Raw genomic sequence first — 13,352 nt, forward strand, 5'->3', positions numbered from 1 at the left:
CGGTCGCCCTCCGTCCGGTCCGCGGCGCCGGACCGGCCCCGGCAGACTTCGTGCATGCTCGTCCTCGCCGCCACGCCGATCGGGAACCTCGGCGACGCGTCGCGCCGGCTCGTGGAGGTGCTCGCCTCCGCCGCCGTGATCGCCGCGGAGGACACCCGCGTCGCCCAGCGCCTGCTCGCCGGCCTGCAGGTCGAGACGCACGCCCGGCTCGTCGTGGTGAACGAGCACACCGAGCGGGCGCGGATCGGCGAGCTGCTCGCCGCGGCGCGGGAGGGGGAGGTCGTCCTCGTCACCGACGCGGGCATGCCGACCGTCTCCGATCCGGGCTTCGCGCTCGTCCGCGCGGCGGTCGACGCGGGCGTGCCGGTCACGGCGGTGCCCGGCGCCTCCGCCGTCCTCACCGCGCTGGCGCTGTCGGGGCTGCCGACCGATCGCTTCGTGTTCGAGGGGTTCCCGCCGCGGAAGCCGGGGGAGCGGCGCCGGTTCCTCGAGACCCTCGCCGCCGAGCCGCGGACGACCGTGCTGTTCGAGTCCCCGAACCGCACCGCCGCGCTGCTCGACGCGATGGTGGCGGTGTTCGGGCCCGACCGGCAGGTCGTCGTCGCGCGCGAGCTGACCAAGCGGTACGAGGAGGTCGTCCGCGGCACCGTCGCGGAGGTCGCCGCGTGGGCCGCGGGCGGCGTGCGCGGGGAGGTCGTCGTCGTGCTCGCGGGCGTCCCGCCGGTCGCGGCCGACGCCGACGACGCGCTCGCCGCGGTGCTCGCCCTCGTCGCGGCCGGGACGAAGCTCAAGGACGCGACCGCGGAGGTCGCCGCGCGCACCGGGCTGTCACGGAAGGCGCTGTACGACGCGGCGCTCGCCGCGCGCGCGTCCGGCCCCGGAATCCCACCGCCGCCGGCGCGTTGACCCGCGCATGCGAGCAGTGCGATTCGACGAGTACGGCGACGAGACGGTCCTCGAGGTGCGGGAGGTGCCGGACCCGGTGCCCGGCGAGGGCGAGGTCGTCGTGCGGGTCGTGGCCGCGGGCACGAACCCGGGCGAGGTCGGCATCCGCTCGGGTGCGCTCGCGGAGCGGTGGCCCGCGCGCTTCCCGGAGGGCCAGGGGAGCGACCTCGCTGGCCGCATCGAGGCGGTCGGCCCGGGCGTGACGGGCCTCGCGGTCGGGCGGTCGGTCGTGGGGCTATCGGACTCCCGGAACGCGCAGGCGGAGCTCGTGCTGCTGCCCGCCGACCGGGTGGTCCCGAAGCCGGACGCGCTCGGCTGGGACGTCGCCGCGACGCTCTTCGTCGCCGGGACGACCGCGCAGGCGCTGCTCCAGGAGGTCCCGGTCGGCTCGGCCGACACGGTCGTCGTCGCCGGAGCGGCGGGCGGCGTCGGGGTGTTCCTCGTGCAGCTCGCGGCCCGGGCGGGCGCGACCGTCGTCGCCGTCGCCGGGGAGGCGAACCACGCCTGGCTCGGCGAGCACGGCGCGCGCCCGGTCCCGTACGGGGACGGGCTCGAGGAGCGGATCCGCGCCGCGGCGCCCGGCGGCGTCACGGCGTTCTTCGACCTGTTCGGCGCGGGGTACACGGACCTCGCGGTCGCGCTCGGCGTGCCGCCGCAGCGAGTGGCGACCATCGCGGACTACGGCGCCGGCGAACGGCTCAGCGTGGTGGTGACCGGCATGGCCGCCCTCCACGATCCGGTCGCCGGGGTTCGGGAGCTCGCCCGGCTGGCGGCCGACGGCGGGCTCGACGTGCCGATCAAGGCGCGCTTCCCGCTCGAGCGGGTGCAGGACGCCTACCGGGAGGTCTCCCGCCGCAGCGGCCTCGGCAAGGTCGTCCTCGAGGTCGCCGCCAATTGACGCCTGGTTCACGGATACGGAGTTCCGCGCGCGGAGCGCCCGGAACTCCGTATCCGTGAACCCCGCGGAGCTCGACCGTCACACGGCCTGAGCGGCTGCTCGGCGCCCCGTAAAATCCTTCGGTGCCCGCAGACCGGTCGTTCTACATCACCACGCCGATCTTCTACCCCTCGGACGTGCCCCACATCGGCCACGGCTACACCGAGGTCGCCGCGGACGTCCTCTCCCGCTGGCACCGCCAGGCGGGCGACGACACCTGGTTCCTGACGGGCACCGACGAGCACGGGCAGAAGATGCTCCGCACCGCGACGGCGAACGACATGGGCCCGCGGGAGTGGGCGGACAAGCTCGTGCGCGAGTCCTGGATCCCGCTGCTCGAGACCCTCGACATCGCGAACGACGACTTCATCCGCACCACGCAGGAGCGGCACGAGCAGGGCGTCGCCGCGTTCATCCAGAAGCTCTACGACACCGGCTTCATCGAGGCCGGCGACTACGAGGGCTTCTACTGCGTGGGCTGCGAGGAGTACAAGCAGACCTCCGAGCTCGTCACGGGCACCGGGAAGTACGACGGCGAGCTCGTCTGCGCGATCCACTCGATCCCCGTCGAGCTGCTGAAGGAGCGGAACTACTTCTTCCGCATGAGCCGCTTCACCGACCAGCTGCTCGCCCTCTACGAGGAGCGGCCGGACTTCGTGCAGCCGGACAGCGCCCGCAACGAGGTCGTCCAGTTCGTGAGGCAGGGGCTCGACGACCTGTCGATCTCCCGCTCCTCGTTCGACTGGGGCGTCCCCGTGCCGTGGGACCCGAAGCACGTCGTCTACGTCTGGTTCGACGCGCTGCTCAACTACGTCACGGCGGTCGGGTTCGATGGCGACGAGGCGACCCTGCGCCGCCGCTGGCCCGCGACGCACCTCGTCGGCAAGGACATCCTCCGGTTCCACGCCGTCATCTGGCCCGCGATGCTGATGGCCGCGGGGCTGGAGGTGCCGAAGCAGGTCTTCGCGCACGGCTGGCTGCTCGTCGGCGGCGAGAAGATGTCGAAGTCGAAGCTGACGGGCATCGCGCCGCACCAGATCACGGACGTCTTCGGCTCGGACGCGTTCCGCTACTACTTCCTCCGCGCGATCCCGTTCGGGCAGGACGGGTCGTTCTCCTGGGAGGACCTCGCCGCCCGGTACCAGGCGGAGCTCGCGAACGGCTTCGGCAACCTCGCGTCCCGCGTCATCGCGATGATCACGCGCTACCGCGACGGCGCCGTGCCCGCGGCCGGCGAGCCGTCGGCGCGCGACCTCGGGATCCGGGAGACCGTGCGGAACGCGGCCGTGCAGGCGGACCTCGCGATCGAGCGGATGGCCCCGCACGAGGCGGTCGCCGCGATCTGGACGATCGTCGAGGAGCTGAACGGGTACATCACGCTCGAGGAGCCGTGGAAGCTCGCGAAGGACCCGGCCGCCTCCGAACGCCTCGACTCGGTGCTCGCGACGGCGGCGGAGGGCCTCAGGGCGCTCGCCGTGCTGCTCTCGCCCGTCATCCCGAAGGCGACCGCGAGCCTCTGGACGGCGCTCGGGGCGGAGGGCGCGCTCGGCGGCCTGGTCGACCAGCGGCTCCGCGCCGCGGGCGACTGGGGGCAGCTGCCCACCGGCACCGCGGTGACCACGCTCGAGCCGCTGTTCCCGCGCATCGACCCGGACGTCCTGAATGCGTGACCGCCGCCTTCGCGGATCCGCACTTCCTCCGCGGATCCGCAGTTCTCGGGCGACACGCCGCATCGGAGCCTCCGGCGACGGCGTGTCGATGGATTTCTGCGGATCCGCGAACCATGGCTGACCGGAGCTACCCGCCCCTGCCCGAGGCGCTGAAGGTCCCGGTCTACGACGACCACACGCACATCGACCCGTTCTCGGGGCCCGGCTGGTTCGACGGCGAGGGCGAACCCCTCGACTGGCGTGAGCAGCTCGACCGCGCGTCCGTCGCCGGGGTGAAGGGCGTCGTCCAGGTCGGCACCGACGTCGAGTCGAGCCGCTGGTCCGCCGAGCACGCCGCGATCGACCCGCGGATGCTCGCCGCCGTCGCGATCCACCCCAACGACGCGGCGGTGCTGGAGGCGGAGGGCGGCCTCGACGACGCGCTCGCCGTGATCGACGAGCTGGCCGCGCAGCCTCGGGTGCGGGCCGTCGGGGAGACCGGCCTCGACTTCTACCGGACCGGGGAGGACGGCCGCGCCGCCCAGTTCCGCTCCTTCGAGGCGCACATCGACATCGCGAAGCGGCACGGCGCCGCGCTGCAGATCCACGACCGCGACGCGCACGCGGAGGTCGTCGACACCCTTCTCCGCGTCGGGGCGCCCGAGCGCACCGTCTTCCACTGCTTCTCCGGCGACGCCGGGCTGGCGCGGCTGGCGGCCTCCCACGGCTGGTACCTCTCGTTCGCCGGGACCGTGACGTTCAAGAACGCGGAGCCCCTCCGGGACGCGCTCCGGGTGATCCCGCGCGACCGGATCCTCGTGGAGACGGACGCGCCGTGGCTCGCGCCCGCGCCCGTCCGCGGCCGCCCGAACGCGCCGTACCTCGTGCCGCACACCCTCCGCTTCATGGCGGGGGTGCTCGAGACGGACGTCTCGATGCTCGCCGCGCAGATCGCGAGCACCGCGGAGGCGGTCTACGGCAGCTGGACCGACGACGCCCCGGAGCGGTAAGGCCGCTGATCGCCGTCCGCGCTACGGTGGCGCCGCGACCGGGAGAGGAGCGTCGATGACCCGCAGGCTCGTGATCTCGCTGGTGCTCAGCGTCGTCCTCGTCGTGATCCAGCTGCTGTTCGCCCGCACCGCGATCGGCACCGCGCTGCTGACCGGCCTGATCGCCTTCGTCGTCGCGTTCCTGGTGCTGCTCGTCTCGGACCGCTGGTTCTCCCGCACCGGTCGCCGCTGAGCACCTTTCACGGATCAGGACGACCGGCGCGACACGCCGCAGCGGCGCTCGTCCGGACCGGCGTGTCGGCCGATCCGTCCTGATCCGTGAAAAAGCGTCACGCGATGATGCGCTCGGGGTGGGCGTAGATGGTGAACGAGTGACCGCGGCTGAACCCGACGAGGGTGATGCCGGCGTCCTCCGCGAGCTCGACGGCGAGGGAGGACGGCGCGCTCACCGCCGCGAGCACGGGGACGCCCGCCATCCGCGCCTTCTGCACGAGCTCGAAGGACGCCCGGCCGGACACCTGCAGCACGCTCCGGGACAGCGGCAGGAGGCCCTCGGTCAGCGCGTGCCCGACGACCTTGTCGACCGCGTTGTGCCGCCCGACGTCCTCCCGCACCGCGAGCGGCGTCCCGGACGCGTCGAAGAGCCCGGCGGCGTGCACCCCGCCGGTCGCCTCGAACAGCGTCTGCGCGCCGCGGAGGCGGTCGGGCAGCGCCGCGATCAGCGCCTCCGGCACGGTGAAGCCGACGGGCAGGATCGGGAACGCGGAGGCCGTCCGGACGGCGTCGATGGACGCGAGCCCGCAGACGCCGCACGCGCTCGTCGTGTAGACGGTGCGCGCCCGCTCGGCCGCGACCGCGACGCCCCGGCCGGTCACCGCGGCGTCGACGATGTTGAACGTCGGCTCCCCGTCCATGCCGATGCCGGACACCACGCGCATCCCGCGCAGCTCGTCCGGGGACGACACGACGCCCTCCGAGACGAGGAAGCCGGCGACCAGGTCGAAGTCGTCGCCCGGCGTCCGCATCGTCACGCTGAACCGGGCGCCGTTCACCCGGACCTCGAGCGGCTCCTCGAGCGCGACCACGTCCTCCCGGGTCCGCCGCGCGGGCTCCGCGAGCCGGACCGTCTGCACCCGTCGCCGCGCGATCAGCCTCATGCGGCGATGATCGCACCGGCTGTCCGGGAGGCCGGACGTACCATCACGACGGGGAGGCCGACATGGGCGACGACACCACCGCACGGGCCGAGCAGAACATCGACGACTCGAAGCTGCGCGTCACGAGACCGAAGACGCACGCCACGGGGTGGCCGGCGATCGGCAACTCGCTGCTCACGGGCGAGGAGGAGATGGGGGCCGTCCGCACGATGCGGACGCTGCTCGACATCAACCAGGCCTCGGGCTTCGACTGCATGAGCTGCGCCTGGCCGGACCCGGACCCGAAGCGCCGCAGCCCCGCGGAGTTCTGCGAGAGCGGCGCGAAGGCGGTGGCGGAGGAGGCGACGAAGCGGCGCGCGACGCCGGCGTTCTTCGCCGCCCACTCGATCGCCGAGCTCGAGACCTGGGACGACTACGCGCTCGGGAAGCAGGGGCGGATCACCGAGCCGATGCTCCTCGAGGCGGGCGACGACCACTACCGGCCCGTGTCGTGGGATCGCGCGTTCGCGATCGTCGCGGAGGAGCTCGGCGCGCTCGACAGCCCGGACGAGGCCGTCTTCTACACGTCTGGCCGCGCCTCCAACGAGTCCGCGTTCGTGTACCAGCTGTTCGCCCGCTCCTTCGGCACGAACAACCTGCCCGACTGCTCGAACATGTGCCACGAGTCGACCTCGGTCGGGCTCGCGCAGGTGATGGGCGTCGGCAAGGCGTCGGTCTCGATCGAGGACATCGAGCACGCCGATCTGATCCTGATCGCCGGGCAGAACCCGGGCACGAACGCGCCGCGGATGCTCACCCGTCTCGAGAACGCGAAGAAGCACGGCGGCCGGATCGTCGCGATCAACCCGCTCCGCGAGGCGGGACTGCTCCACTTCGACAACCCGCAGAGCGTGAAGGGGCTCGTGTTCCGCGGCACGCAGCTCGCCGACGAGTTCCTGCAGATCCGGCTGGCCGGGGACCAGGCGCTGTTCCAGGCGCTCGGCAAGGTGCTGATCGAGCTCGACGGGCAGCGGGGCGGCGCCGTCCTCGACCACGACTTCATCGCGCGGTCCACCTCCGGGTTCGAGGCCTACCGCGACCACGTCGCCGCGCTCGACTGGGCGGACGTGGAGCGGGCGACCGGCCTGCCCGAGCAGCAGATCCGCAAGGTCGCCGGGATGATCGCGGACGCGAAGAGCGTGATCATCGCGTGGGCGATGGGCATCACGCAGCACGAGAACGCGGTCGCGACGATCCGCGACATGGCGAGCGTCGCCTGGCTGACCGGGAACGTCGGCCGGCCGGGCGCGGGCCTGCTCCCGGTGCGCGGGCACTCGAACGTGCAGGGCGACCGCACCATGGGCATCTGGGAGCAGATGCCCGACGCGTTCCAGGACCGGCTGTCGGAGGAGTTCGGGTTCGACTCGCCGCGGGAGCACGGCTACGACGTCGTGAAGGCGCTCCAGGCGATGCGCGAGGGCCGCGTCAAGGTGTTCATGGGGCTCGGCGGCAACTTCACGCGTGCGACGCCGGACACGGCGAGCACCGAGGACTCCATGCGGGCGCTGGCGCTGACCGTGCAGATCTCGACGAAGCCGAACCGGTCGCACGTCGTGCACGGCAGGCGCGCGCTGATCCTCCCGTGCCTCGGCCGCACCGAGGTCGACGTCCAGGCGTCCGGCGCGCAGCGCGTGAGCGTGGAGGACACGGTGCTGAACGTGCACGCCTCCCACGGGCACCTGCCGCCCGCGTCCCCGCACCTCCGCAGCGAGGTGGCGATCCTGTGCGGCATCGCCGAGGCGGTGCTCGCGGGCCGGCCGAACACCGCCCGGGTCGACTGGAGCGCGCTGAAGGACGACTACCGCCGCATCCGGACGCACATCGAGCACGTGGTCGACGGGTTCGGCGCCTACGAGGAGAAGCTCGACGTGCCGGGCGGCTTCGTGCTGCCGCACCCGCCGCGCGACACCCGGACCTTCCCGACGAAGACGGGCAGGGCGATGTTCACGGTGAACCCGCTCGAGGTGGTCGAGGTGCCGGAGGGCCAGCTGCTGCTGCAGACGATCCGGTCGCACGACCAGTTCAACACCACGATCTACGGCAAGGACGACCGGTACCGGGGCATCCACGACGCCCGGCGCGTGATCATGCTGAACCGCAAGGAGCTGGTGGCGCGCGACCTCCACGAGGGCGACCTGGTCGACCTCGTCTCGATCGGCTTCGACGGGGTGGAGCGGCGGGCCGAGGGCTGGCGGGTCGTGCCGTACCGCATGCCGAGCGGCAACGCGGCGGCGTACTACCCGGAGACGAACGTGCTGATGCCGCTCGGGCACTCCGCCAAGGAGAGCAACACCCCGGTCGCGAAGGCGATCCCGATCCGGATCGAGCGCGCGGCCGTCCCCGTCCCCGCCTGATCCCGTTCTGAAGGAGTTCCTGCGCTGCCTGCGCAGGAACTCCTTCAGAACGGAGTCACCAGGGGAGGGGGAGGACCTCCGCGGTCTCGCCCGCGGCGACGCCCTCCGGCGGCACGACCGCCAGGACGTCGGAGGCCGCGAGCCCGCGCAGCATGTTCGGGCGGGCGGCGCCGGCGGGCTCGAGGCCCTCCTCGCCCCAGCGGCACGGGACGAGCGACGTGCCGCCCGGCCAGCCCGGCAGATCGACCGCGACCGGCGCCTCGACCGCCTCGAGCGCCGTCGAGCCGGTCAGCGCGTCGAGCAGGGGCGGGAGGAACGACAGCAGCACCGCGACCGCGGCGAGCGGGTTGCCGGGCAGCCCGAGCAGCGGCCGCCCGTCCGGGAGCCGGGCGAGCAGGGCCGGATGGCCGGGGCGCATCGCGACGCCGTCCGCGAGGACCTCCGCGTCGCCGAGCGCGTCCCGCAGCCGGTCGACGCGGCTCCTGCCCGTGCCGCCGACGGTCACCACGACGTCGGCGTCCGCGCTCGTCGCCGCGCGGATCGCGGCCGGGTCGTCCCCGACGCGGACCGGCGGCAGCGCGTCCGCGCCGAGCCCCGTCGCCGCGGCGGGCAGCAGCGGGTCGAACGCGTCGCGCACCCGTCCCGCGGCGGGGAGCCCGGCCGTGTCGACCTCGTCGCCGGTGAGCACGAACGCGACGCGCGGCCGGCGCCGCGCGGACACGGCGTCGACCCCGGCGATCGCGAGCACGGCCACGACCGCGGGGGAGAGCCGGCCGCCCGCGGCCGCGAGCACGGCGCCGGCCGGGGCCTCCTCGCCCGCGCGGCGGACGTGCGCGCCGGGCTCGGGCGCGTGCGCGTCGAGGAGGCCGTCGACGACGACACCGCGCTCCAGCGGCACGACCGCGACGGCGCCGAGGGGGATCGCGCCGCCGGTCACGACGGGGTGGGCCTGCCCGGGCACGAGGACGTCCTCCTCGGTGATCCGCCAGGGCGGCGGCCCCGCGACGGCCCAGCCGTCCATCGCGGACGAGTCGTAGTGGGGGATCGGCCGGGGCGCGAGGACGTCGTCCGCGAGCACCGCGCCGACGGCCTCGCGGATCGGGACGTCGACGACCGGGCCGGCCGGCCAGGACGCCGCGAGCTCCCGCGCCGCCGCCCAGGACAGGTCGGCGGTCATCCCTCGGTCGCGGCGCGCGAGCGCTCGATCGCGGCCGCGACATCGGAGGCGGAGCCGCCCGCCAGCCCGGCCGCGTAGCCCGCGAGGAAGGTCGTGATCGGCGCCGCGGGCCGGACGACCGCGTGCGCCGCTTCGCCCGCGAGCCCGAGGATCGCGCCCCGGTCGGCCGGCACGTCCTCCAGGCCGAGCGCCCGGGTCAGCGTCGTCCACCAGGCGTCGAGGACCGCGTCCACGTCGTCGCTCATCGCGTCTCCTCACCGGGCAGGACCGCCCCGGCCCGCACCGCATCCGCCACCGTATCGACGTCGAGTTCGAGGCCGGGTGGGAGGGGGAGCGGCGCGACGTCGAGCGCGCCGAGCAGCGCGCGCAGCGGCCGATCGCGAGGGTCGCCGAGCGCCTCCGCCGCGGCGCGCAGCGCGTCCGAGCGGTAGCGGCCGAGCAGCCACTGCGCGCGCCCGTCCGCATCCACGACCACGGTCCCGTCCCGTCCGAGCGGCGCGGCGAGCAGGAGCGGGAGGGCCTCCGGGAGGCGCGGGAGGTCGACGGCGAGCAGCAGCACCTCGTCGACCGGCGGCAGCGCGCCGAGCCCGGCGACGACCGCGGCGGCCGGCCCGGACTGCGGCGGCGCCTCCTGCACCGTCCGCACGCCGGCGCGCGGCGGCCCGACGACGAGCGTCGGGAGGTCGCCGAGCGCCGCGAGCGCGCGGTCGAGCAGCGTCGCGCCGTCGACCCGCAGCGCCGCCTTGTCGACGCCCCCGAGGCGGGACCCGCGGCCGCCCGCGAGCACGATCGCGGCCACCGGTCCCATCCCGGCACTCTCGCACCCTGGAGGTTCAGGCGGCCTTAATGTAGTCGTTCGGGTTCAGCACGTACTTCCGCGCCGCGCCCTCGTCGAACTCGTGGTAGCCGCGCGGCGCGTCGTCGAGGCTGATCGGCGTCGCGTTCACGGCCTTCGCGATGTGCACCCGGTCGTGGAGGATCGCCATCATCAGCTGCCGGTTGTACCGCATCACCGGGCACTGGCCGGTGGTGAACGAGAGCGACTTCGCCCAGCCGAGCCCGAGCCGGAGCGAGAGGGAGCCGACCTTTGCCGCCTCGTCGACCCCGCCGGGGTCGCCGGTGACGTAGAGCCCCGGGATGCCGAGCGCGCCGCCGGCCGCGGTGACGCCCATCAGGGAGTTCAGCACGGTGGCGGGGGCCTCGCCGGCGTGGGCGCCGTGCCCGCGCGCCTCGAAGCCGACCGCGTCGACGGCGGCGTCGACCTCCGGCACGCCGAGGATCTGCTCGATCTGGTCCTGCGGGTCGCCCTTCGTCAGATCGACGGTCTCGCAGCCGAACGACCGGGCCTGCTCGAGGCGCTGCGCGTTCAGGTCGCCGACGATGACCGCCGCGGCGCCGAGCAGCATCGATCCGGCTGCCGCGGCGAGCCCGACCGGTCCCGCGCCGGCGATGTAGACGGTCGACCCGGGGCCGACCTTCGCGCTCACCGCGCCGTGGAAGCCGGTGGGGAAGATGTCCGACAGCATCGCGAGGTCGAGGATCTTCTCCATCGCCTGGTCGCGGTCGGGGAACTTCAGCAGGTTCCAGTCGGCGTAGGGGACGAGCACGTACTCGGCCTGGCCGCCGACCCAGCCGCCCATGTCGACGTAGCCGTAGGCGCTGCCGGGGCGGTCGGGGTTGACGTTCAGGCAGACGCCGGTCTTGCCCTCCTTGCAGTTGCGGCACCGCCCGCAGGCGATGTTGAACGGCACGGACACGAGGTCGCCGACCTGGATGAACTCGACGTCGCGGCCCTTCTCGACGACCTCGCCGGTGATCTCGTGGCCGAGCACCAGGTCCGCCGGCGCGGTGGTGCGCCCGCGCACCATGTGCTGGTCGGAGCCGCAGATGTTCGTCGCGACCGTGCGGAGGACGACGCCGTGGTCGACCCGTCGTCCGATGTTCGCCGGGTTGACCCCGGGGCCGTCGTGCAGCTCGAAGTCCGGGTACGGGGTCTCGATGACCTCGACCCTGCCCGGGCCCTTGTAGGCCACCGCTCTGTTGCTCGGCATCGCCGCTCCTCTCGTTCCGGCCGCCGGGCGGAGGCCGCGGCGGCGCCGGACGACGGCGGCACGATCCGGCCCCCGCGCACGCCCGGCCGGGCGAGGCTAGGTCGGGGGGAGCACCCGGCGGAGGGTCCAAGGTCCCTCCGCCGGGGCTCACCAGCGGGCGTGGATCCCGGCCCGGAAGAACTCGTCGTAGATCGCGTGCACGCCCGCGTCGAAGGCCGGTCCGAGCGGCGGGAGCAGCCCGGCCGCCGCGTTCGACTCGGCCTGCGCGACGGACCGGGCGCCGGGGATGACCGACGTGACGCCCGGCAGCTGCGCCACCCAGGCGATCGCCGCCTGCGCGGGCGTCGTGCCGTCCGGCGCCTCCGCCTCGACCAGCGCGGAGAAGCGGCGCGCGGCGGCGACCCCCGCCTCGTAGTCGACGCCGGAGAACGTCTCGCCCTGGTCGAACGCCTCGCCGTGCCGGTTGTAGTTCCGGTGGTCGTCGGCGCCGAACTCGGTGCGCTCGTCGTACTTCCCGGACAGCAGCCCCGAGGCGAGCGGCACGCGCGCGAGGATGCCGACGCCGGCCTCCGCGGCCGCGGGCAGCACCTCGTCGAGCGGCTTGAGCCGGAAGGCGTTGAGGATGATCTGCACGCTCGCGACGTGCGGCCGGGCGATCGCGGCGAGCGCCTGCGCGGTCTCCTCGACCGAGACGCCGTAGGCCGCGATCGCGCCCTCGGACACGAGCGTGTCGAGCGCGTCGTAGACGGCGTCGTCGTGGAACGCGGCCGTCGGCGGGCAGTGCAGCTGCACGAGGTCGAGCGTGTCCTGGCCGAGGTTCCTCCGCGACCGGTCGGTCCACTCGCGGAAGTTCGCGAGCACGTAGTTCGCGGGGACCTGGTCGAGGCGGCGGCCCATCTTCGTCGCGACGGTCACGCCGGCGTCGGGGTGGTCGGCGAGCCAGCCGCCGATGATGCGCTCGCTGCGGCCGTCGCCGTAGACGTCGGCGGTGTCGAACAGCGTCACGCCGGCGTCCGCGGACGCGTCGAGCACGGCGCGCGCGTCCGCCTCCGGCACGTCGCCCCAGTCGCCGCCGAGCTGCCAGGTGCCGAGGCCGACCGCGGAGACGGAGCGGCCGGTGCGGCCGAGGGTGCGGGTGGGCATCAGTGCGTCGTCGAGCATGCCGACATCCTCCTGCAGCCCCGTAGCCTGCAGATGTGAGCAAGGACGCCTCTCTTCGCGACGCGCTGCGCGTGCCGCACGGCCCGATCAGCGTGTCGGGGTTCGACTCGGGCGCGAAGCCCCTCGAGCCGAAGTCGAAGCGCCTCGAGCACGACCTCGATCAGATGGCCGACCTGCAGGAGCGGCTCTGGGCGGAGTCGACCGGCGGCGGCGAGCGCCGCGTGCTCCTCGTGCTCCAGGGCATGGACACCGCGGGCAAGGGCGGCGTCGTCAAGCACGCGGTCGGCGTCTTCGGGCCGATCGGCGTCGAGTACTCGGCGTTCAAGAAGCCGACGGAGGAGGAGCGCGCGCACGACTTCCTCTGGCGCATCCGGAAGCGCCTGCCCGGACCCGGCATGATCGGCGTCTTCGACCGCAGCCACTACGAGGACGTGCTCGTCGTGCGCGTGCACGACCTCGTGCCGAAGGCCGAGTGGGAGACCCGCTACGACGCGATCAACGCGTTCGAGCAGGAGCTCGTCGACGGGGGCACGACGGTGGTGAAGGTCTTCCTCCACGTCTCGTACGACGTGCAGCGGGAGCGCCTGCTGCGGCGGCTCGCGCGCCCGGACAAGCACTGGAAGTTCAACCCCTCGGACATCGACGAGCGGGCGCACTGGGACGAGTACCGCGCCGCGTACGACGCGGTGCTCGAGCGGACGAACACCGACGCGGCGCCCTGGTACGTCGTGCCGGCGGATCACAAGACGTACCGGAACTGGGCGGTCGCGGAGCTGCTGCGGGAGACGCTCGTCGAGCTCGACCCCCGCTACCCGCAGCCGGACCTCGACGTCGCGACGCTGCGCGAACGGCTCGCACCCCCGCACTGATCG

The 13,352-nt window shown here is 74.0% G+C and carries 13 protein-coding genes; 7 read left to right on the forward strand and 6 right to left on the reverse strand.

Going from position 1 to position 13,352, the window contains the following annotated elements:
• The first annotated feature begins 54 nt into the window (after positions 1-54).
• The 5 genes from rsmI (at position 55) to CLV52_RS18305 (ending at position 4,773) form a co-directional block, all read left to right on the forward strand.
• The gene (rsmI, locus tag CLV52_RS05780) at positions 55-906 is read left to right on the forward strand and encodes a 16S rRNA (cytidine(1402)-2'-O)-methyltransferase (RefSeq protein WP_133765303.1); all 852 of its coding nucleotides are present in this window, start codon (positions 55-57) and stop codon (positions 904-906) included.
• Between the two features lie 7 nt (positions 907-913).
• Positions 914-1,843 (forward strand): NADP-dependent oxidoreductase, encoded by a 930-nt coding sequence (locus tag CLV52_RS05785; RefSeq protein WP_133765304.1) that lies wholly within the window; start codon positions 914-916, stop codon positions 1,841-1,843.
• 122 nt (positions 1,844-1,965) lie between these two features.
• On the forward strand, positions 1,966-3,552 hold the full coding sequence (gene metG, locus CLV52_RS05790; RefSeq protein WP_133765305.1) for a methionine--tRNA ligase: 1,587 nt from the start codon (positions 1,966-1,968) through the stop codon (positions 3,550-3,552).
• 113 nt (positions 3,553-3,665) lie between these two features.
• Positions 3,666-4,541, forward strand: coding sequence for a TatD family hydrolase (locus CLV52_RS05795; RefSeq protein ID WP_133765306.1), 876 nt, complete (start codon positions 3,666-3,668; stop codon positions 4,539-4,541).
• Positions 4,542-4,596: 55 nt separating this feature from the next.
• Entirely contained in the window at positions 4,597-4,773 is a 177-nt protein-coding gene (locus tag CLV52_RS18305) for a hypothetical protein (RefSeq protein ID WP_162850726.1), read from the forward strand.
• Positions 4,774-4,870: 97 nt separating this feature from the next.
• Here the strand turns inward: CLV52_RS18305 and fdhD are convergent, their stop codons facing one another.
• On the reverse strand, positions 4,871-5,698 hold the full coding sequence (gene fdhD, locus CLV52_RS05800) for a formate dehydrogenase accessory sulfurtransferase FdhD (RefSeq protein ID WP_133765307.1): 828 nt from the start codon (positions 5,696-5,698) through the stop codon (positions 4,871-4,873).
• 62 nt (positions 5,699-5,760) lie between these two features.
• Between fdhD and CLV52_RS05805 the strand changes: the two genes are divergently transcribed.
• Positions 5,761-8,091, forward strand: a complete 2,331-nt coding sequence (locus CLV52_RS05805) for an FdhF/YdeP family oxidoreductase (protein WP_133765308.1) — start codon at positions 5,761-5,763, stop codon at positions 8,089-8,091.
• A gap of 55 nt (positions 8,092-8,146) precedes the next feature.
• On the opposite strand, the gene CLV52_RS05810 is transcribed toward CLV52_RS05805, so the two are convergent.
• From CLV52_RS05810 to CLV52_RS05825, 5 genes are all read right to left on the reverse strand, one after another.
• Positions 8,147-9,268 carry a molybdopterin molybdotransferase MoeA gene (locus tag CLV52_RS05810; protein ID WP_162850727.1) on the reverse strand — a complete coding sequence of 374 codons (1,122 nt, stop codon included), beginning with the start codon at positions 9,266-9,268 and terminating at the stop codon, positions 8,147-8,149.
• Positions 9,265-9,513: a DUF6457 domain-containing protein gene (locus CLV52_RS18310; RefSeq protein WP_162850728.1), complete on the reverse strand. Its 249-nt coding sequence runs from the start codon at positions 9,511-9,513 to the stop codon at positions 9,265-9,267. The genes CLV52_RS05810 and CLV52_RS18310 overlap by 4 nt, the downstream gene beginning before the upstream one ends.
• Complete coding sequence (gene mobA / locus CLV52_RS05815; RefSeq protein ID WP_133765310.1) at positions 9,510-10,076, reverse strand: molybdenum cofactor guanylyltransferase; 567 nt, start codon at positions 10,074-10,076, stop codon at positions 9,510-9,512. The genes CLV52_RS18310 and mobA overlap by 4 nt, the downstream gene beginning before the upstream one ends.
• Positions 10,077-10,101: 25 nt before the next feature.
• Positions 10,102-11,319 (reverse strand): formaldehyde dehydrogenase, glutathione-independent, encoded by a 1,218-nt coding sequence (gene fdhA / locus CLV52_RS05820; RefSeq protein ID WP_133765311.1) that lies wholly within the window; start codon positions 11,317-11,319, stop codon positions 10,102-10,104.
• A gap of 147 nt (positions 11,320-11,466) precedes the next feature.
• Complete coding sequence (locus CLV52_RS05825) at positions 11,467-12,462, reverse strand: aldo/keto reductase (protein WP_133765860.1); 996 nt, start codon at positions 12,460-12,462, stop codon at positions 11,467-11,469.
• Between the two features lie 53 nt (positions 12,463-12,515).
• On the opposite strand from CLV52_RS05825, the gene CLV52_RS05830 reads away from it, so the two are divergent.
• A complete protein-coding gene (locus CLV52_RS05830; RefSeq protein WP_133765312.1) occupies positions 12,516-13,349 on the forward strand; it encodes a PPK2 family polyphosphate kinase in 834 nt (277 codons plus the stop codon).
• The last annotated feature ends 3 nt before the right edge of the window (positions 13,350-13,352 follow it).

Source organism: Amnibacterium kyonggiense (genome assembly GCF_004364555.1).
Classification (GTDB): Bacteria; Actinomycetota; Actinomycetes; order Actinomycetales; family Microbacteriaceae; genus Amnibacterium; species Amnibacterium kyonggiense.